Annotated in this window: 21 protein-coding genes and 1 other RNA gene; 10 read left to right on the top strand and 12 right to left on the bottom strand. The window is 31.5% G+C overall.

Annotated features, from left to right (window positions below; translation table 11 throughout):
- Positions 1–99 precede the first annotated feature (99 nt).
- The 6 genes from DIS18_RS08490 to DIS18_RS08465 all read right to left on the bottom strand — a co-directional run bounded on the left by DIS18_RS08490 (position 100) and on the right by DIS18_RS08465 (position 5,366).
- On the bottom strand, positions 100–648 hold the full coding sequence (locus tag DIS18_RS08490) for a 1-acyl-sn-glycerol-3-phosphate acyltransferase (RefSeq protein ID WP_109352652.1): 549 nt from the start codon (positions 646–648) through the stop codon (positions 100–102).
- 1 nt (position 649) lies between these two features.
- Entirely contained in the window at positions 650–1,732 is a 1,083-nt protein-coding gene (locus DIS18_RS08485; RefSeq protein WP_109352651.1) for an iron-containing alcohol dehydrogenase family protein, read from the bottom strand.
- A gap of 143 nt (positions 1,733–1,875) precedes the next feature.
- Positions 1,876–2,580, bottom strand: a complete 705-nt coding sequence (locus DIS18_RS08480; RefSeq protein ID WP_109352650.1) for an HAD family hydrolase — start codon at positions 2,578–2,580, stop codon at positions 1,876–1,878.
- Entirely contained in the window at positions 2,571–3,284 is a 714-nt protein-coding gene (kdsB, locus tag DIS18_RS08475) for a 3-deoxy-manno-octulosonate cytidylyltransferase (RefSeq protein WP_181364039.1), read from the bottom strand. The genes DIS18_RS08480 and kdsB overlap by 10 nt, the downstream gene beginning before the upstream one ends.
- A gap of 62 nt (positions 3,285–3,346) precedes the next feature.
- Entirely contained in the window at positions 3,347–3,922 is a 576-nt protein-coding gene (locus DIS18_RS08470; protein WP_109352648.1) for a DUF4126 domain-containing protein, read from the bottom strand.
- Between the two features lie 19 nt (positions 3,923–3,941).
- A complete protein-coding gene (locus DIS18_RS08465; protein WP_109352647.1) occupies positions 3,942–5,366 on the bottom strand; it encodes an ATP-dependent DNA helicase in 1,425 nt (474 codons plus the stop codon).
- A gap of 131 nt (positions 5,367–5,497) precedes the next feature.
- Between DIS18_RS08465 and DIS18_RS08460 the strand changes: the two genes are divergently transcribed.
- The 5 genes from DIS18_RS08460 to DIS18_RS08440 all read left to right on the top strand — a co-directional run bounded on the left by DIS18_RS08460 (position 5,498) and on the right by DIS18_RS08440 (position 9,033).
- On the top strand, positions 5,498–6,235 hold the full coding sequence (locus DIS18_RS08460; protein WP_181364016.1) for a hypothetical protein: 738 nt from the start codon (positions 5,498–5,500) through the stop codon (positions 6,233–6,235).
- Positions 6,219–7,040, top strand: a complete 822-nt coding sequence (locus DIS18_RS08455) for a DUF3822 family protein (RefSeq protein ID WP_109353222.1) — start codon at positions 6,219–6,221, stop codon at positions 7,038–7,040. Before DIS18_RS08460 ends, DIS18_RS08455 begins: the two co-directional genes overlap by 17 nt.
- Positions 7,040–7,579, top strand: a complete 540-nt coding sequence (gene rsmD / locus DIS18_RS08450; protein ID WP_109352646.1) for a 16S rRNA (guanine(966)-N(2))-methyltransferase RsmD — start codon at positions 7,040–7,042, stop codon at positions 7,577–7,579. Before DIS18_RS08455 ends, rsmD begins: the two co-directional genes overlap by 1 nt.
- Before the next feature lie 164 nt (positions 7,580–7,743).
- Positions 7,744–8,262, top strand: coding sequence for a nuclear transport factor 2 family protein (locus DIS18_RS08445; protein WP_109352645.1), 519 nt, complete (start codon positions 7,744–7,746; stop codon positions 8,260–8,262).
- A 27-nt stretch (positions 8,263–8,289) separates the two neighbouring features.
- The gene (locus DIS18_RS08440; RefSeq protein ID WP_146191813.1) at positions 8,290–9,033 is read left to right on the top strand and encodes a hypothetical protein; all 744 of its coding nucleotides are present in this window, start codon (positions 8,290–8,292) and stop codon (positions 9,031–9,033) included.
- A gap of 83 nt (positions 9,034–9,116) precedes the next feature.
- Here the strand turns inward: DIS18_RS08440 and rnpB are convergent.
- Positions 9,117–9,465: RNase P RNA component class A (gene rnpB / locus DIS18_RS08435), an RNA gene on the bottom strand.
- A 363-nt stretch (positions 9,466–9,828) separates the two neighbouring features.
- A complete protein-coding gene (locus DIS18_RS08430) occupies positions 9,829–10,560 on the bottom strand; it encodes a hypothetical protein (RefSeq protein WP_109352643.1) in 732 nt (243 codons plus the stop codon).
- A gap of 217 nt (positions 10,561–10,777) precedes the next feature.
- On the opposite strand from DIS18_RS08430, the gene dnaX reads away from it, so the two are divergent.
- Genes dnaX through DIS18_RS08415 form a run of 3 tightly spaced genes read left to right on the top strand, consistent with a single transcriptional unit; the run spans position 10,778 to position 13,676 of the window.
- Positions 10,778–12,511 carry a DNA polymerase III subunit gamma/tau gene (gene dnaX, locus DIS18_RS08425; protein WP_109352642.1) on the top strand — a complete coding sequence of 578 codons (1,734 nt, stop codon included), beginning with the start codon at positions 10,778–10,780 and terminating at the stop codon, positions 12,509–12,511.
- Entirely contained in the window at positions 12,504–13,091 is a 588-nt protein-coding gene (locus tag DIS18_RS08420) for a DUF4738 domain-containing protein (RefSeq protein ID WP_109352641.1), read from the top strand. Before dnaX ends, DIS18_RS08420 begins: the two co-directional genes overlap by 8 nt.
- A gap of 3 nt (positions 13,092–13,094) precedes the next feature.
- Complete coding sequence (locus DIS18_RS08415) at positions 13,095–13,676, top strand: MiaE family protein (RefSeq protein WP_109352640.1); 582 nt, start codon at positions 13,095–13,097, stop codon at positions 13,674–13,676.
- Here DIS18_RS08415 and DIS18_RS08410 read toward each other — a convergent pair.
- The 4 genes from DIS18_RS08410 to DIS18_RS08395 all read right to left on the bottom strand — a co-directional run bounded on the left by DIS18_RS08410 (position 13,673) and on the right by DIS18_RS08395 (position 18,060).
- Positions 13,673–14,275 (bottom strand): porin family protein, encoded by a 603-nt coding sequence (locus tag DIS18_RS08410; protein WP_109352639.1) that lies wholly within the window; start codon positions 14,273–14,275, stop codon positions 13,673–13,675. The genes DIS18_RS08415 and DIS18_RS08410 overlap by 4 nt on opposite strands.
- 192 nt (positions 14,276–14,467) lie before the next feature.
- The gene (locus DIS18_RS08405; RefSeq protein WP_109352638.1) at positions 14,468–15,373 is read right to left on the bottom strand and encodes a Ppx/GppA phosphatase family protein; all 906 of its coding nucleotides are present in this window, start codon (positions 15,371–15,373) and stop codon (positions 14,468–14,470) included.
- 1 nt (position 15,374) lies between these two features.
- Positions 15,375–17,441 carry a polyphosphate kinase 1 gene (gene ppk1, locus DIS18_RS08400; RefSeq protein ID WP_109352637.1) on the bottom strand — a complete coding sequence of 689 codons (2,067 nt, stop codon included), beginning with the start codon at positions 17,439–17,441 and terminating at the stop codon, positions 15,375–15,377.
- A gap of 130 nt (positions 17,442–17,571) precedes the next feature.
- Positions 17,572–18,060, bottom strand: a complete 489-nt coding sequence (locus tag DIS18_RS08395) for a SixA phosphatase family protein (protein WP_109353221.1) — start codon at positions 18,058–18,060, stop codon at positions 17,572–17,574.
- A 213-nt stretch (positions 18,061–18,273) separates the two neighbouring features.
- On the opposite strand from DIS18_RS08395, the gene DIS18_RS08390 reads away from it, so the two are divergent.
- A complete protein-coding gene (locus DIS18_RS08390) occupies positions 18,274–18,801 on the top strand; it encodes a hypothetical protein (RefSeq protein WP_146191812.1) in 528 nt (175 codons plus the stop codon).
- Positions 18,802–18,839: 38 nt separating this feature from the next.
- Positions 18,840–20,766, top strand: a 1,927-nt coding sequence (locus DIS18_RS08385) for a VWA domain-containing protein (protein ID WP_181364015.1), incomplete at its 3' end; no start/stop codon positions are given.

Genomic DNA, 20,766 nt, shown 5'->3' with positions numbered 1-20,766 from the left:
ATGTTTCTTTTTAGGAACAATGAATTGTTTACTTTATGTTTCATGTGCTTCTATTTATAAGAAACAATATGTATGCCAAAGTCACAAATTAATTAAAAACTACGAGTATTTTGGAATTTTACCTTTTACACCTTTATAGAAATTATACATAAACTTAAAATCTGCATCAACATCATCTGTTGGATAAAAAGGCTCAGAGATTTTATTTTGTTTGTTTTCAAAATCCAGGGTAAACATTATAATTGGAACATTAGCTTGTTTAGCTATGTAGTAAAAACCTGTTCGCCATGATTCAACCTTTTTTCTAGTTCCTTCTGGAGCAAGCGTCATTCTGAATTCGTCATATTCTCCAAATAGTTTAGCAATAGCATCAACTTTGTTTTCGTTTGAATGCCTGTTTATGGGAGCTCCTCCCAAAACCCTAAAAAACCAACCTAAGGGAAATACAAATAGTTCTTTTTTACCTATAAAGTTTGTTTTAACACCAACAGCTGCACGTAGTAATATACCAATATAGAAATCGTGCCAACTGGTATGTGGTGCAGCAATAATTATAGCTTTTTTTATGTTTTCTTTAGAGAAAGAAGTATTGCCGAAAATTTGCCAACCTAAAATCTTAAAATATATAAATTTGGCTAGCCATTGCATATTACATTTTTTGATATAATGCTTTCAATTTTTCTCTTGTAATTGTTTTTTTCCAGTTTTTTCCAATAGCATTTTCCCAAAGTGGTTCAAGACTCATTGCTACATCAATCATAATATCAAATTCTCTATCACTTAAATCTGCACAAAGCCCTTGAGGTAGAGAAATGTTATGTTTAGATTTCATTTTTTTGAATAGCTTAACGCCTTCAGGGTAATATGATTCTAAATGATCAAAAACAATACAATTTCCTATACCATGCTTAGTTCCAAGCAAATAAGATAAACCATAACTCATAGCGTGTGCAATTCCAACTTGTGAATATGCTATACTCATACCACCATGCCATGAGGCCATCATAAGCTTTTCTTGTGCATCAACTTCAGAAAGGTTACCCTCTAAAAATATTTCCTTACATAAGTCGAGAGCCATATTTCCATAGGTCTCACTGAATGCATTAAGATATGTTCCAGTTAAAGATTCTATACAATGTACATAACAATCCATACCTGTATAAAACCATTGGTCATTCGGCACATCTTTTGTCAATTCAGAATCTAAAAATACTTGGTCAAAAGGGGTGAAATCAGAATTTATTCCTAATTTTCTTTCAGGTCCAGTTAATACAGTAGTTCTAGACACTTCCGCTCCAGTTCCAGATATAGTAGGGATTCCAACATGATATATTGCTGCATTTTTCACTAAGTCCCAGCCTTGATAATCTTTAGCTTCACCTTCATTTGTAATCATAATTGAAACTGCCTTTGCTAAATCTAATAAAGTACCTCCACCAATACCTATAATGCCAGAAGGGCGCTCTTTAGATTTTAAGATAATATCTTCTACTAGTGTGTCTACTTGGGACGTTTTAGGCTCTTCTTTTGCTGAAATGAAAATGATTCTATCATCATAAGCCAATGATATTCTAGATAATAACCATGTATTGTTTTTAAATACATCGTCAATTAAAAATATAAAAGGAGAATGAATGCTTAACCGCTTAGGGGCTAAAACTTCGTTTATTTGATTGAAACTACCTCTGCCAAAAATAACTTTTGGCACCATTGGAAAGTTTTTATAACTCATCTACATATTTTCTTTAACAGTCGGTAAAAATACCATTATTTTAAATTCAATCTTATTAAATAGATTAGATTTTTAATAAAATAATAATTCGTTTTATTTATAATTTTAGACAACTTAACTTGATAAATATAACAATTCATTAATTAAGTCATTAATTTTAATACATCCTTTAAGCTACTAATTGTTTTATAAGCTTTCCCATTTTTCTCTTCTTCAGTTACTTCTTCATGTGCCCAAGTAGTATGAAAAGGCACATGTATAGCATGCGCTTTAATATTTACTAATGGTAAAACATCAGATTTTAATGAATTTCCTATCATTAAAAATTCAGAAGGGTTAATATCTAAATGCCTTAGCAATTTTGAATAATTTTCTTCTTTTTTATCACTTAAAACTTCAATATGATGAAAATAATTGGTTAATCCAGATTTCTCAAGCTTTCGTTCTTGGTCTAATAAATCTCCTTTTGTTGCTAAAATTAACCGATACTTTCCTGACAAAGATTTTAAAACTTCTTCAACACCATCAAGCAATTCAACAGGCTTACTCAACATGGCTTTGCCAATGTTTAGAATCTCTTCAATATTTTTTGATGAGATATTATAATTTGATAATTCTAAAGCAGATTCTACCATTGATAATGTAAATGCCTTTATTCCATAGCCATATATGGGCAAATTATCAATTTCCTTTTTGAAAAGTTCTTGGTCTATTTTATTTGGAGTTTCATATTTGGATAAGAGTTTGGCAAAATCTGTTTCTGCTTCTCTAAAATAAGTTTCATTAACCCAAAGTGTATCATCAGCATCAAAGCCTATAACTTTGATGTTTTGGTAATTTATTTCCATACTTTTTTTGCGCGTTCTAAATCTTCGGGAGTATCAATTTCTATACCTTGCACATCGGTTTCTACCATCCTTATGCGCTTTCCATATTCTAAATATCTTAATTGTTCAAGCTTCTCGGTAGCTTCTAAAGATTGCATTGGCAAACGATAAAAATCTAAAATGGCCTCTTTTCTAAAAGCATAAACACCTTTGTGCTTATAATATTTAGCTCCTGCATTTTTATCCCTAGGATAAGGAATCGGGCTTCGCGAAAAATACAAGGCAAAGTTTGATTGATCAAGAACAACTTTAACTGTATTAGGGTTATTTATTTCATCTTCATCAGTAATATGAACCATCAATGACGCTAAGTCAATATTTTTTTTATCATCATCTTTAAAAACATCAATAAGTTTAGCTAAAGATATTGCATCAGTGAAAGGTTCATCACCTTGCACATTTATAACAATATCGACATCTAAAAACTCAACCGCTTCAGCTATTCTATCACTTCCACAGTCATGTTCTTTTTTACTCATCATCACTTTGCCTCCATTACTTTCAATTTCATCATAAATAATCTTGCTATCAGTAACCACAATAACATCATCAAATAATTTTGTAGCTACAGTGGCTTCATAAGTCCTTAAAATCACCGTTTTACCACCTAGATCTTGCATGAGTTTGCCAGGGAAACGAGATGCTGCATATCGAGCAGGAATCATTGAAATTATTTTCACAATGTAAATTATTATTGGGTTAAATCTATTTCAAAAATAGCCAAATATTATTGGTTTTGCGCTTTAGATGGTTTAAACTTTTTATATAATCTAAAAATTATAAATAATAAAATAATGACTAAAACTACAGCTAAAATGGGGAGAAAAATAGAAACTACAGACATAACTACTGAAGTGCCAGTTTCAATACTAGAAACTACAGGGTTAGCTATTCCCCCAGTTGTAGCTGTTGATGTTAAACGTGTTGCACTTGAAGTTCCAGCAACTGCAGCCGCTGTTCCTCCACCAGCTATTATAGCTAAAGACCATGTTATAACAGGGCTTAAATCTGCCACAGTAGATAACATAATAGCTGTTCCTGCTAATGCTGCAAGTGGCACAGCAATACTATCTAACAAATTATCAATATATGGAATGAAATAAGCAAAAATTTCAACAATAGTAGCTGCACCTAAAGTAATTAATGCTGCTGTACTACCAATCCATTCCCAAGATTCGTTTAATTGCCAAACATCAAAATAAGATGCTAAGCTTAAAGCAAATAGTGGTAAAAAAACTCTAAAGCCAACGGATGCTGATAAACCAACGCCGAGGCAAATACTTATTATGGTTTCAAATGTCATATTTTAATTTTATCAAAAACTATTCCTCAAAAAAATTATCATTAAAACCAATAAGATACAATTTTTCTTTGGCTCTTGTAACTGCCGTATATAACCAACGCATATAGTCTTTATCAATCCCATTCGGTAAATAGGGCTGTTCAACAAATACCGTTTGCCACTGCCCTCCTTGAGATTTATGACAGGTAACTGCATAAGAGAATTTTACCTGTAAAGCATTAAAATGTTTATTCCCTTTTACCTTTAAAAATTTTTTGTATTTACTGGTTTCATCTTCAAAATCTTTCATTACTTCTTGATATAATCTATTTGATTCTTCATAAGGTAATGATGGTGTTTCAGCATCAATAGTATCCAAAAGTAGCACCGTTTCAAACGGACGCATCCTTGGATAATCAACCATTCTTATTTTAACTTCAGCAAAACGAAAGCCATATAATTCTTGTATACTGAATATTTCTAGAACTTCAATAATATCCCCATTAGCTATAAAACCAGCTTCAGTTGTTGGTTTAATCCAAAAATAATTATTTTTAACAACCATTAAATAATCACCAGCAGTTAATTCATTTTCATTAAAAAGAATTCTATTTCTAATTTGCTGATTGTATAAATTGGCTCTTTTATTACTTCTTACTATAATAGCAGTTTCCTCGTTTCCTAAACTGCTGTAAGCATCGTTAATAGCATCCATTATTTCATAACCATCAACTAGCCTAACAATATCCTTGTAATCAGACAAATCAAACTTAAATGAATCAAAATTACCATTTGATAAAGCTTCTCTTAATACGGTAGCATTAGCAAGAATACCAGAACCTTCTTCTTGACGTACTACTTCATCAAGCTCCATTCTTGTAACCTCCTTATTATAATTTAATGCTAGTGTTCTTTCGTCTAGTGCTGGACTTAAGTCTAATTTTACAGGTGGTAATTGTGCCGTATCTCCAATTAGTAATAGTTTACATTGATGACCAGAATACACATATTGCATAAGATCGTCTAGCAGAGAACCGTTTTCAAATAATTTTGAATCTCCAGGAGTATCAGGAATCATTGAAGCCTCATCAACTATAAAAATGGTGTTTTTATGCTTATTTGGTTGTAATACAAACTTAACGCCTCCACCCTTATCTTTCTTAGGAAAATATATTTTTTTATGAATAGTAAATGCTTCTTTTCCTGAATAATTTGAAATAACTTTCGCAGCTCTTCCAGTTGGAGCCATCAATACAGCACTTTTTCTAGCTTTCCATAAATTAGATACAATAGCACCTACAATAGTAGTTTTTCCTGTTCCTGCATACCCTTTTAATAGATAAAGTGCATTTACTTCTTTGGAAAAAATAAACTCAGATAATTGCTGAAGAACAATATTCTGCTTCAGTGTAGGCTGAAACGGAAATTGCTGTTTTATAATTGAATAAAATTCAGATGAGCTCATTTAACTTTTAGGAGTATTTATATTTTATTCAAAGATAGAAATGATTTTTATGTGCTTTGGTTTTAACGATTAAAAAAAAATTGTAGATTTGCTAAATACCATTAATAAAAATTTTAATTAAATAGCACACTATGTTAAATTTCATTCTTGTTGCAGTTGCAGTTATATTAGTTACTATTGGCCTTGTAAAATTGGTTGATAAATTCATTCCAGCTAAATTTAAATCCATCTTAACTATAGCATTATGGTTAATAATTGCATTCTTAGGTTATAAGACTTACATGTCGATTTATGAGCCTATTCAATTTAACAAAGTAAAGAAAAAGCGTTATGCGCAAGTTATTGAAAGTTTAAAAGACATTAGAGACTCACAATTAGCTCACAGACAAGTTACTGGATCTTTTGCAAATGACTTTAATGGATTAGTAAAGTTTATTGATACTGCTGAATATACTATAACCCAACGTAGAGATTCTAGTATTATTGATGAAGATTTAACAAAACGATATGGCGTAGATACATATAAAGATATTGTAATTATTGACACATTAGATTTTGTGCCTGTAAAAGATTCTCTATTTAAAACATCTAACCGTTATAAAACTATGATGAATGTACCTGTTGGTACTGAAGGGGCTAAATTTGAAATGAAATCTGGTTTCTTAGAGCAAAACAATATTAAAATCCCTGTATTTGAAGCTTCGGTTAAAAAGAATATTATTTTAAGTGATCAAAGTAAAGATTTATTAGTTCAAGAAAATCAAGTAGTATCTGTTGACGGTGTTAACGGTGATGCTTTAAAAGTAGGTTCTATGGACGAGGTTAAGACTAATGGAAACTGGCCAAAAACATATGGCGATAACGAATAAAAGTTCTAACAAACTAACTAATTTAGATTTGTCCATTCAAATAAGTTTGAGTGGACTTTCTTTTTGTATTCTAAACAGAGATTCTAATACTATTATTGAAATAAAAGAATTTCACTTTGATAAACGTCTGAATCCATTAGAAGTTTTAGATGAATTAAAATCCCTATTCAAAAATGAAGCTATTTTAAATAATAGTTTTAACAACGTAACTATTATACATAATAACGATTTATCTACGCTAGTACCCCAGTCATTATTCAATAAAAACCATTTAGCTGATTATTTAAAATTTAACTCTAAAATCTTAAAGTCAGATTTTATTGCTCACGATGCTATTTCAGAAAACAACAGTGTTAATGTATATGTACCTTATGTAAACATTAACAATTACATCTACGATAAGTTTGGCGAATTTACTTTTAAACACGTATCATCAGTTTTAATTGAATCTATTTTAAAGATTGAAAAAGATTCTAAAACTCCAAAAGTGTTTGTTCATGTTGGGTTAAATCATTTAGAAATTATAATAGTAGAAAATGGAAAGCTAAGGCTTTATAATACCTTTGCTTACAATTCAAAAGAAGATTTTATCTACTATATACTTTTTACTGCCGAACAGTTAAATCTAGATCCAGAAACGCTTAATCTAGTTTTGATTGGAGAAATTAGCGAGAAAGATGACTTATATAACATAGCTTATAAATACATCCGTAATATTAGTTTTGGTAATAGAGATGATGATTATAATTACGTGAACAAGCCAATATCAAATTATTCAAATTTCACCTTGCTAAAAAGTTTTTAATGAGAATTATATCTGGTCTATATAAAAGTAGAAAAATAATTGCTCCTAAAAATTTACCTGTGCGCCCAACTACAGATATGGCAAAGGAATCGTTATTTAACATCATAAATAATCTATATTACTTTGATGATATTTCTGTTTTAGACCTCTTTGCAGGTACAGGAAATATTAGTTATGAGTTTGCATCAAGAGGCACTGAGCAAATTACCTGTGTAGATCAAGATTTTGGCTGTATAAAATTTATAAATCAAACAGCGGAAAAATTTGAAATGCCTATTCAAACTATTAAAAGTGATGTTTTTAAATTCTTAGAAAAGACAAACATTCAATCTAATATCATTTTTGCAGACCCGCCTTATAACTTTTCAGACGAGCAATTTGCAAAAATACCAGAACTTGTGTTTTCTAATGATTTATTGCTTGAAGATGGTGTTTTGATAGTAGAACACTCTAAGCATACTAAGCTTTCAGAGTTAGAAAACTATCAATACTCTAAAAGTTATGGAGGCAATGTTTTTAGCTTTTTCGAAAAGGCATAATTTGATTTATATTTTCATAACTCATTTTTTTTCAGTAATTTAGAAATCTCCTTAAGAGCCTTCCCCGGCTCTACATCTATTTTAATCTCTCAAAAAAACAATATTTTTTTGCGCTTATTTTATGGTTTAAATTTTAATACTAACCTTTAAAACCATAAATTAAAATGAAGAAAATTTTTCTACTCGCATTAGCTGTAATTATGTTTATAGCTTGCCAAAACAAACCACAACGTTATTTTGCTGACTCTCCAGAAATAAACACTTTAAAAGCTGGTATAGAAGCTTATGAAGCTGGTGATTGGGATAAATGGAAAAGCCATTTTGCCGATACAGCTAAAATCTATGTTAACTCTCCAGACCATATTACAATAGCAAAAAGAGCAGAAGGATTAAAATCTATGGCTGAAGCTATGTCCGCTTATGGATTTAATCATGAAAAAGAGTATGTTGAAATGGTTTTAGATAAAGAAGATGAAACTTGGGTATATTACTGGGCTATGCACAAAGGCACACTTGCTGCAAATAGCAAAGAATTGGCAATTCCTGTTCATTTAGCTGTGCAATTTGTTGATGGGAAAATTGTAGAAGAACATGTGTATTTTGATGGAACAGCTATGAATGCTGAATTTGCAGCTATAGCCGCTGCTAAAGCTGCTCAAGAAGCAGAAACATCTGAAGAATAAAATATTAACCAACCAATTATATAATTTATGAAAACTATTAAATCAATTTTACTTGTAGTAACAATCTTTTGTTTTACTTATCAAATTTCGGCACAACAAATGTTTCTTATACATCAAGACAACGTTAAGCCTTCCAAAGCAATGGAATACGAAACAATTGCCAAAGAGTTTAATGATGCTAGTATTGCACATAACGTGCAAACACAATGGATAACTGCAGTGCGTGACGATTTCACATATTACTATATCACGCCTATTAAAAATATGGCAGAATTAGACGAAGATCCAATGGAAGATATGGCAAAAGCAATGGGCGATAAGTTTGGTGAAATGTTTGAGCGTTTTAATAAGTGCTATGATTCTCATGGTTCTTATTTAATGCGAAGTGTTGATGCTTTAAGCTATAAAGCTCCAGAAGGAACAGATATGTCTGATCAAAATTACCGCGTTTGGTTTATGATGCATTACAAACCAAAAAATGCAGCAAAAATGAAAGAAGGCATGAAAGCTGTAAAAGAGCTATTTGAATCCAAAGGCTCTAAAGAATATTATAATGTGTATCACACAGCGTTAGGCACCATGGATAATTATTATTTAGTCTCAATACCAGCAAAAGACGAAATAGACAGTGCAACAAGATCTAAAGCAAATCAAGACGTTTTAGGTCCAGACCGTTATAAAACATTCAATAAGGTTATAAACTACACCGAAAAAATGGAAGAATTTAGAGGTAAAATGCGTCCAGATTTATCATACTCACCAAAAGAATAAACAACGTAATCTACCAATTACCTAGAGTAACCAACTCTTTTTAACCATAAACCCTTCTTAAATTAATAAGAAGGGTTTATTTATAGCTAAGTAAATCTATAAGCCGAATTCTGTTCATCCTGAACTTGTTTCAGGATCTCCCGAAAAAAGAACAAGAATTCCTTATCATTTATCTACATGCATTGTTACCAATACACTCTAGCTGCTTACCCTCCAACAATCGGGCGTGCAGCCCTCAAACGTTGGTTTACATAGCATTGCACCACATAGAGTTTACCTGGTTTCACTACAGCATAACCTGTACATACTTTCTGTTGCACTTTTCCTAACCTCACGGTTGGTGGCTGTTAACCACTATGTTGCACTATGGTGTTCGGACTTTCCTCTAAATTCTCACGAAAGCGGGAATCTAGCGATAAGGCGATTTACTTACCCGCAAAATTACAATTCCTAAATTGTATAATCTAAATAAAATTAATTATTTGGGCGTTACCTATATCCTGAATTTAGTTCAGGACCTAGGTCAGGCTTTCCACTACAAGTCCTCGCTTCTGCGCTAAGGCGCAAAAGCTGTGGGTTTTCCACTGCAATCCTTAACGCGGGTCTGTTTGCTTGTTTAGGGGTTTAAAAGAAAGTTGGTGTCTTTTTGGGAAGGTTCGTTTAACGGTCTTGTATATGGCACGTTGCCGTATTGATTAGTTCCTTTTATTCAGTCGAGACTGAGTTTTATTTTGTTGGGGAGATTTTAAAGTTAGCCAAATTTTGGCAATGTACTATATACGTTGTTGTAGCACGTTATTCTATCAATCCTTTTATTCTTTTCTTCAATTCCTTCCTCAATTCACTTTCAGTTTCCCATTGGATAAATCTATAGCCAGCTAGATCAAAATGGATTTCATCTTCCTTTCTAATAGTTAAAATTATCTCTTTGCCAAGAGCATGTGCAAATCCAGTTTCGTAATAACAATTGGGTCTTGCACTAGTTAAGTCTGAAATTATGTACTTGCTTTCTGCAATTAAATTTAATATTTGGTCATCTATTTTACCTGAATCTTGAATTTCATCAACACGAACCACATCAATCCCATTTTCTTTGAACAATGGTTTTATGACTCCTTCATAAGCTGAGTCAATCACTTTATCTCCAAATTTGGAGATAACGAAGACTTGATTCTTACTTGTCATTAATGATTTTTGAAGAAGAGATGAAGTGCCTTTTGAAATCAATAGAAGTTTAGCTTCATTAATAATTTCTTCAGTACAGATGTGTTTTGCAAATTCCGATTCGTTCATTTGTTCAACTTTTGATTTATCATCTGTAGTTGTTAAACTCTTTCTTGTACGGTAAACAATCATTTTTGCAACACTTTTCATGTTTAGAATAGCTTTATTGCCATCTCCAATATTTATAAGAACAATTTGACCATTTACAAATGGTACTAGAAGTTCATCAATGATTTCTTCTTTAGGGTAATTATGCCAAAAATGGGTTCCTTGGTCATACTCAATTTTTAAATGATATTTCATTTGTTTTGTTTTCTAATGTGCTACAATGTTTTTACGGATATGCGTCGTTTCAATGATTTATATCCAACATTAAACGAATTTATCATTTTTTTCTGACAAATTCAAAAGAATCCATCCTTATAAAACTTTAATTTTTGTTAATAACTCCTATTAAATTATAGCTTCAAAATTCCCAATTCAAAACTGAATTTTTAACTTTGTTACTTTACCAATAGCAATGGAACACTTTGTAGTATCGGCTAGAAAATACAGACCCCAAACGTTTAAAGACGTTGTGGGACAGCAGGCTATTACAAATACCCTACTTAATGCTATTGAAAACAATCATTTAGCACAAGCATTACTGTTTACTGGTCCTCGTGGTGTTGGTAAAACCACTTGCGCACGTATTCTAGCTAAAATGATTAACAGTGATGGAACTGAAACTGGCGATGAAGATTTTGCATTCAATATCTTCGAACTCGATGCAGCTTCAAACAACTCTGTTGATGATATAAGAAGCTTAACAGATCAAGTTAGAATCCCACCACAAGTAGGGAAATACAAAGTATATATTATTGACGAGGTGCACATGCTCTCTCAAGCCGCTTTTAATGCCTTTCTTAAAACCCTAGAAGAGCCTCCAAAGCATTGTATTTTTATTTTGGCAACTACTGAGAAACATAAAATTATCCCAACCATCTTATCGCGTTGTCAAATCTTCGATTTTAAACGCATTACGGTTAAAGATGCCAAAGGGTATTTAAAATACATTGCTGAAGAACAAGGTATTGCTGCCGAAGATGATGCTTTACACATTATTGCTCAAAAAGCAGATGGCGCCATGCGTGACGCCCTTTCTATTTTTGACCGTGTGGTTAGTTTTTCTGGTAAAAACCTAACCAGACAAGCGGTTACAGAAAACTTAAACGTGCTTGATTACGAAACGTATTTTACAAGCACAGATTTAATTCTAGAAAATAAAATTCCAGAATTGTTATTGCAATTCAACAATACGCTTTCAAAAGGTTTTGATGGCCATCATTTTATTGCTGGTTTAGCGTCTCATTTTAGAGATTTACTGGTTAGCAAAACAGAAGAAACCATAGAACTGCTTGAAGTTGGAGAACAAACACAAGCTAAATATTTAGAGCAATCAAAAAAAGCCTCCCAAGAGTTCCTGATGCAAGGTATAAATCTTGCTAACGATTGCGACCTCAAATACAAAACAAGTAAAAATCAACGCTTACTTGTTGAATTATGCCTTATGCAACTTGCCTCTATCACTCATGATGGAGAAAAAAAAAATAGCAAGCATTACATAATTCCAGCATCTTACTTCAGAAAAAAGGGCATTACTCCTATTCCGGTTACTATTCCTAATAAAACTAAAAACGCTACCAATTCCGCGGAAGCTAAAACAGAAACACTAGAACCTGTTGAACAAATTGCAGAAGTTGTTGAAAAATTTCAAGTAAAAGAACCACCAAAAATTGTTTTAAAGCAAGAGTCTAAACGAACGTCTGGACTTTCATTATCTAGCATAAGAGCAAAGAAAGAGCATGAAATCAGACAAATGGATGTGGTTATTGATGAAGAAAACTTGCCTAAAGAACCATTTACTGAAAAAGAGCTCCTTACCGCTTGGAATACCTTTATTGAAAATTTAAGAACCGATGGCAAACATAATTTAGCCTCTATTTTATCTATTGACACCCCAAAGGTTACTGGAACTACTATTAATTTAGAGTTTCCTAACGCTACAAATAAAGTGGAAGTAGAACGTCAACAATACGATTTATTAGCCTTTATCAGAAAGACATTAAGTAATTTTGATATCAGTTTAAACATAACAATAAATGAAGTTATGGAAAAGAAATATGCTTATACAGCTGCTGATAAATTTGAAAAATTAAAGGAGAAAAACCCAAATATTGATATTTTAAGAAAAACTTTCGATTTAGATGTTTAAAAAGCTATATAACAGTAAGTTAATAATTTTTAGTTTTATAATAATCACAGCATTAATTAGTTGTGATGGTAGAGATAGAGCATACAAAACTAATGCTGAAGTTTTGGAAGAAAATAATCTTTTAGAAACGTTTAGTAAAGACATAAAGTTTGTACCAGAATCTAGAGTTGCTATAGTTACCGATACCATTTTAAGTAATGGTTTTCAAATAAAAATGCAATACCATTCTATTGAAAATCATACAGTTTCTGAAACTATAAAAACTGATAATGAAACAACAACTAAGATATACTACAAAAATTTTGAGGCTAAGCTTCATATTTTAAAAAATGGAATAACTATTAATCAAAGCCTTATAAACAAAGAACTTTTTGGTGCTTTTGCTGATGATTCTTTTTGGAAAAAAGCCATTATGCAATATGTTTGGATTGATTATGAAACTTCCACCACTACAGAATTACATTTAAATACATCTTTTAATATTCCAAACACAGAAACCTACAAGGATTTTATTTTGGTTATAAATAAACTAGGTGAAGTTGAAATCAAAGAAAAAAACCAACTTGCTAATCTTATATAAAATATGTTAGGATTAAAACTACCAACTGACCCGCGTTGGGTAAACATAGTTGAAAAAAACATTGAAGAGATTTTAACCGATCATGCCTTTTGTGAGCAAAAAGCAACGAGTACAGCTATTTCATTAATTGTTAGCTTTCCTGAATATACTGAGTTAGTTCAAGAAATGGTGGCTTTGGTTAAAGAGGAAATTAGCCATTTTAAAATGGTACACGATAAAATCTTAGAACGTGGTTGGACTTTAGGACGTGATAGACGAGATGACTATGTTATTGAGTTACTTAAGTTTTTCCCAAAAGGTGGCAGTAGAACTACTCAACTTGTACATCGTTTATTATACGCAGCATTAATTGAAGCAAGAAGTTGTGAACGTTTCAGGCTACTTTCAGAAGAATTAGAAGATAAAGAATTAGCTGAGTTTTACAGAAACCTTATGGTTAGTGAAGCAAACCACTACACTATGTTTCTAGGCTTTGCAAGACAATATGGCGAAAAAAAAGAAGTTGATACCAAATGGCAACAACTTCTTGAATATGAGAGTAAAATTATAAGCAACTTAGGTACTAGCGAAGCTATACACGGTTAAAATTTATAACCAACACCTAATTGAATATTTCTGTTTTTTGCAACTATTCCTGATGCTTCATCAAAAACGTTTCTAATTCCGTAGTTATATCTAACATCAACAAAAATGGCATAGTTAATTTTATAATCTGCACCAATTACTGCAGAATAAGCTATATTTTTCATACCATCTTCAAATTTATGAACCTTCACTCCTATTTGTGGTCCAATACCAGCATGGAATTTTTCGCTAAATCTGAACCTGAATAAAACTGGCATTTGAATGTAATCTAAATGAAGTGGTTCAGCATCTGCACCTTCTGCCGAAAACTGTATTTCTGGAACTATTGATAGTGTTCTTGATAAACCAATATTTGCTAAGAAACCAATATACATACTGTTTCTATGCTTATTATCCATAGTTGGTGTACCATCAAAATCTAAATGAGAAATAGTGTAACCTGCTCTTATACCATATTTTATTCCGCTAGAAGCAGACCATTTTTCTTGGACTTTAACTGTGTCCTTAATTTTTTCAGAAGCTTTTACGTCTTTAGAATCCTGAGAAAATCCTTGTAATGAAAAACCAAGTAGTACTGTTAATAGTAGTAATTTTTTCATCTGTTTACTTTTATTTAGTTAAATCTATTCAGATGTAATTTGCCAAAAAATATATTGAAGAGAGGGCAATATAAGTGTGCAGGCCTATTTCATTATTAATAGATTTGGGTTATTATTAATAGCAATAATGCGAGTACGAAGATATATTATAAATTTAAAAAATTACAATTATACAAGCTAAAGTGCAGAATTTTACTGTGTATTGCTTGAAACCGTATCATAATATATACTTTTTATGATACCATCTGCGAGTCCAATTTTAGGGACATATATATTTTTGGCACCACTCCATTTCATAGCAGAAAGATAAATTCGCATAGCTGGAATAATAACATCTGCTCTATCTTGATTTAATGCTAGCTCAGTTATACGCTCTTCATACGAATAGCTTTGTAATGTATTGTAATAAGATGTCATATAAAAATACGAAAGTGGTTTCCCCATGGATTTACCAGATATTTTGAAGATTTTATTGATGTTCCCTCCAGAACCTATAACATCTATTTTATGGTAACCTTTTGCATGACTACCAATCCAGTGTTGTAATTCTTGCCATGTTTCTTTTTTTACCATATCGTTTAACAACCTAACAGTTCCTATTTTAAACGATTTTGAAGCTACCTGATTGCCTCTGTCTATAACAGTAAACTCAGTACTTCCTCCTCCAACATCAACATATAAATATGTTTTATTCGGATCTATATATTTATTCAAATCTGTTGCAGCAATTATAGCTGCTTCTTCTTCTCCTCCAATAACATCAATACTTATTCCTGAATGCTTTAAAACTAAATCAACTATTTGTTTACCGTTTGCAGACTCTCTCATTGCAGATGTTGCACAAGCTTTATATTTTACAACTTTATGAGATTTCATTAGAAGTTTAAACGCAAGCATCGTATCAAGTATACGCTCAGTGTTAGCTTTTGAAATTTTATTTTTTATAAAAACATCTGCTCCCAAACGAATAGGTACACGAACCAAAGAGTTCTTTTTAAATGTTACAGGCTTTCCCTTTTCTTCTATTATATTTGAAATAAGTAATCTTACAGCATTTGAGCCAATATCTATTGCTGCATATTTTTTAATTGAAAGCATCCTAATCTTCTAATTTTTTAATGTAATAATCGTATACAGCAAATTGTGATCTTACTTTTTCTTCATCATTGATGCGATATTCATTTTTTTGCGAATCATTTAATATTCTTGCTTTCACATTATCTTTCCAGCTAATATTAAAGGTATCTATAATTTCTTTTTTTATCTCTTCATCATAAATGGGGCAACTAACTTCTACTCTATTTTCAATATTTCTGGTCATCCAATCTGCAGAGGAAATATATAATTGAGAATCACCGTTACTTCCAAAAATGTATATTCTAGAATGCTCTAAAAATTTATCAACCACACTTATGACTTCTATATTTTCACTCATGCCCTTAATTCCTGGAATTAAACAACAAATTCCTCTAACAATCATTTGAATTTTAACACCTGCTCTACTAGCCTCATATAACTTATCAATCATTGGGTAGCTAGATATACTATTCATTTTAAGTCTTATCAGTCCTTTACGACCAGCTTTAACATGTTCTATCTCTTTATCAATTAACCTAAAAACTGCATTTTTTGTGTAATGAGGAGATACAATTAAGTGCTTGTATCTATAAATACGATAGTTAGTTTCAAAAAACTTAAATATTTTATTAACGTCTTTAAGTATTTTTTTGTTTGCCGTTAGTAATGTATAATCGGTATAAATTTTTGCAGTAGACTCATTAAAATTTCCTGTACTTATAAAGCCATAGCGTCTTAATTTTTTTCCTTCTTCTCTTTCAACAACACACATTTTACTGTGTACTTTAAGTCCTGTAACACCAAAGATTAGATTAACACCCTCATCTTTCATCTGTTGTGCATAATCTATATTTGCCTGCTCATCAAACCTTGCTCTAAGTTCTATCGAAACAGTTACAGATTTCCCATTTACTGCAGCATTAATAAGTGAGCTGGCTATATGAGAGATTTCTGCTAAACGATAAATAGTAATTTTTATGGTTTTTACTTTTGGGTCTAAAGCAGCTTCTCTTAAAAACTTAACAACATAAGAAAAGGTTTGATATGGCGCATGTAGCAAATAATCCTTTTCTGAAATAGCATTAAAAATACTTCCCTGCATACTCAAGGCTTTTACAGGTAGAGCCTCGATTTTATCATACAACAAATCGTTTCTTCCTAAACTAGGGAAACCCATGTAATCTCTCCTATTATGGTAACGACCCCCTGGAATAATACTATCCATATCATCAATACCCATTTTAGACATTAAATATTCTAAAGTGTCTTTATGTATTGTTTTATCATAAACAAACCTAACAGGTTCACCTACTTGACGATGTTTTACACTATCAGAAATTTTTTCAATAAAACTTTTACTTAAATCACTTTCAAAATCTAACTCACCATCTCTAGTTATTTTTATCATGTGAGCAGAAATAGACTCATATTCAAATATGCTGAAAATATCTTCCAGACATAAACGCAATAAATCATCTACCATGATAATGTAGCTTTTATCACCTTGCTTGGGAAGCTCAACAAACCTATTTACTGATTTAGGAATTTCAATTAATGCAAATTGTTTTTGATTATCTGACATTAACATACGTACAGCTAAATAAGCTGCACTATCCTTTAAATTTGGTAGTACAACTAAATCATTAAGTATTATAGTTACTAAAGCTGGACTTACTATTTTAAAAAAATAAGCTTTTATAAATTCTTTTTGTGCATCATCAATTTGAGTTTCATCAATGATATATATATTTTCCTGATTTAATTTTTTATCTATAAGCTTCAAAATTTCTACACTTTCACTCTGTTGCTTAATCACAATTTGAGTAATGATTTCTAATAGTTCTTGAGCTTTTATACCACCTAATTCACTCTTACCTCCTTTTCCTGCTTCAACTATACGCTTAACAGTAGCATATCTTACTTTAAAAAACTCATCTAGATTATTAGAGAAAATCCCTAAAAAACGCAATCTTTCAATTAAAGGAACAGTTTCATCTGCTGCTTCTTGCAAAACTCTTGCATTAAATTGCAACCAACTTATTTCTCGATTTATATAACTATTGTTTTTTGAAGTTTCAGGTCTTGTCATTAACTATTATCACATTTTGAATTTCATAAACAAATATATTGTATTTAGTCTTAAAAAAATGCTTTTAAATCTTAAGCTATAAATAAATTTTGAACAGTAATTTTTAATAAGTATTCTGCAGTAAAAACATTTAAGGTTTAAAATCTCTTGGAAATAATGTTTTTACGGTTATACCTTGTTTCAAATCACTCCAATTTACAATATCAAATTCAATGATTACAACACCGCTAGTTGGAACATTATCAATATATTTTGTTCCGAAAGTATTTACAAAAGCAGTAATAGCGTGATTATGCCCAAAAATCATAAGGTTGTTTGTGGTATCGTCAATATTCTTAATAACCTTTATAAGTTTTTCGCCTGAGAAATCATATAAATCATTATTAAATTCAATAATTGATTCATCAATATTTAAATTATTTATAAATATTTCTGCAGTAGTTTTTGCTCTTACAGCATCACTAGAAACTAACTTATCTACAATTATAGCTTCACCTTTCAAAGATTTTGATATAATTTCTGCATCATTATAACCTCTTGTTTTAAGAGGCCTTTGATGATCAATAACATTAAATTTCCATGAAGATTTAGCGTGCCTAACAAGAATTATTTTTTTCAAAACCATCGATTAAATGCATTTTTTATCGATAAAAAGTTGTTTTATTCGATAAAATTCAATTTATTTGCTTCATAAAAGTATATAAAAATGAAATAAAATCATTTTACAGACCCAAAATAAAGTTGTAAAACAGCCGTAAAAGCTTGTAAAGTGACTAACAGCTGTAGTTTGTGTCTAAAAAATAATGATTTATAAATTTATAATGCAAAAATAATGAGAACACTATTTACTTTGATAATGGCATTGATTGTTAATGGAATCCCTCCAGCTAACAACGCTTTGAATGAAGTTTCACAAAATTGTAGTGCAGAACTTTCTGTTGAAAAAAATAGAAGTTTTAAATCTGCTGATGAGGATGGTGCTAATTTTAAATTGATACTAAAGAATACATCTAGTTCAAGAAACTCCTACGTAATAAAAACTTCAATGGCTTCTTCTCCTTGTTCAAATAAAAATGCGTCTGCTAGATCAAATAAAAAAGGTTCTTCAATAAAAAACTCAAATTTAAATATTTCATTTAATTCAAATGAATCAAGAGGAACAGGAAAAAAGCAATCTAGTAATCTAATTTCTATTGAAGCTGGACAAACAAAAGAGTTTACTATTACTGCAACCGCTCCTAATGGAACACCCTATAATACCTGGGGATGTATAAAAGTAGAAGCCGTTTCTGATAACTGTAAAACTACTTCTGATGAAATCATTTTAAGTGTGTTTGTACCAGATCCATCAGAAAATTAAAAATGTATGCTATTGAAATTAGTTCTAAAAAGATAATTATGAGAAGTCATTTACTTTTTCAAAAAACAAATAGAAAGCAGCTAAAGAATATTCTTTTAGTTGTTTTGTTGTTTTTCGCATATAGCACAATTTCTGCCCAAGAAGTTGTTGCAAATAAATATGCTGTTGAAAACTCTACTGAATGTAATCAATTTGATGTCACCCTTGAAATTATAGGAAATCCACCTCCTCAGCCACAAGAAACTGTATTGGTAATTGATAGATCTGGAAGTATGAGCTTTGGACCAAATCCTGAGCCTATAGATTTTGCACAAGATGCAGCTGAGGCTTTTGTAAATAATTTCTTTTTGCCAGCTAATAACCCTACTGGCCTAAATAGAATTGCTATTGTCAGTTTTAGTAATACAGCAACAATAGATATTGGTTTAACTAATAGTAGCGGTCAAGCTGCAGTAATTGCAGCTATAAGCAGTATTGTTACTGGTGGTGGAACAAATACTGAAGACGGTATTGTTAAAGCAGATGATATTTTAACTACTACTGGTAATTTTGATTGTAGGACTTCTAGAAGTATTATTTTGTTATCAGATGGAGTTTCAACAGTTCGAAACAATGGTTCTGGTACTAGTTCTTGTTCTTCAACTACTACTGTAACTACATGCCAAACTGAAGCTATTCAAGCAGGAATAGATGCGCAAACTACAACAGTTTTGGGACAAACATATAATCAAAGTATTTTTACAATAGGGCTTGTTGGTGCTATTAGTGGTACTGAAGAAAGTGTTGCCTTAAACACATTAAATGGAATGCAAAATGCAGGAGCTTTCTCTACGGAGAATAATGCTGACTTAACTGATATTTATGCAGAGATTTTAGGGAGACTAGCTCCAGCAGCTACTCAACTTTCAGGGCAATCACTTGTTTCTGATGTTTTACAAGCTGGTTTTTCTTTAGTCCCCGGAACTATAAATGCTAGCACAGGAACTACATCAAATACAGCAACTAGTATTTCATGGTTTGTACCTAATTTATTTAATGAAACCATTACTTTAACATATACGATAGAATCCGATGGTATGACAGCTTGTAGCACTCAAGTTCCTGGTAATTCAGTCATAAACTATGAAGATTCATCATGTAATACAACATCTCTTAATTTTTCAAACCCAAATATTTGTGTTCCTTGTCCTGTTGTAAGTCCTACTATTTCTAGAATTGGTTGTACTAATTCTATCGAGTATTCAAGTACAGTAAACCAAGGGGGGTGTTCATCTGTTTCTGATAATTATGAATGGATTTTCAGACTAAATGGGACTCAAGTTGGTACATCAAACACACAGAATGGTACTTTTAATTATACTGGAAGTCCTGTTTTTGAAGGTTCCTTTACAGCTGATTTAACTTATTCTGGATCATACGGAACAGGATCATGTACTTTAAACGATATTGAAGAATCATCAAATACATTAACCTTACCCCCTGCTTTAGTTATTGACTTAGAATCAATTACTGATGAAACTTGTTTAAATGCAAATGATGGAGCAATAGATATATCTGTTTCAGGTGGTACTGGAAGCTATTCCTATGATTGGGATAATAATGGTCTACAAGATCCAGATTCTGATACTCAAGATTTAACAGGTTTATCCGCTGATTCATATACTATTATCGTTACAGATACTAACAGTGGATGTTCTATATCTGAAACCTATAATGTTTCAACAATCCCAGATACTACTAATCCAACAATCACTTGTGCTGCAGATGTCGCAGTCAATGTCGATGCAGGTACTTGTACTACGGATGCTGCTAACGTCACTTTAGGCACACCAACAACAGATGATAACTGTTCAGTAGCTACAGTAACGAATGATGCACCAGCAACATTCCCATTAGGAGATACGACAGTCACTTGGACCGTAACCGATGGTTCTGGAAATACAGCTACTTGTACACAAATCGTCA

Origin of the sequence: Algibacter marinivivus, from assembly GCF_003143755.1 — a bacterium.
Taxonomy (GTDB): domain Bacteria; phylum Bacteroidota; class Bacteroidia; order Flavobacteriales; family Flavobacteriaceae; genus Algibacter_B; species Algibacter_B marinivivus.
This window is presented reverse-complemented; position numbering and strand designations above follow the sequence as displayed.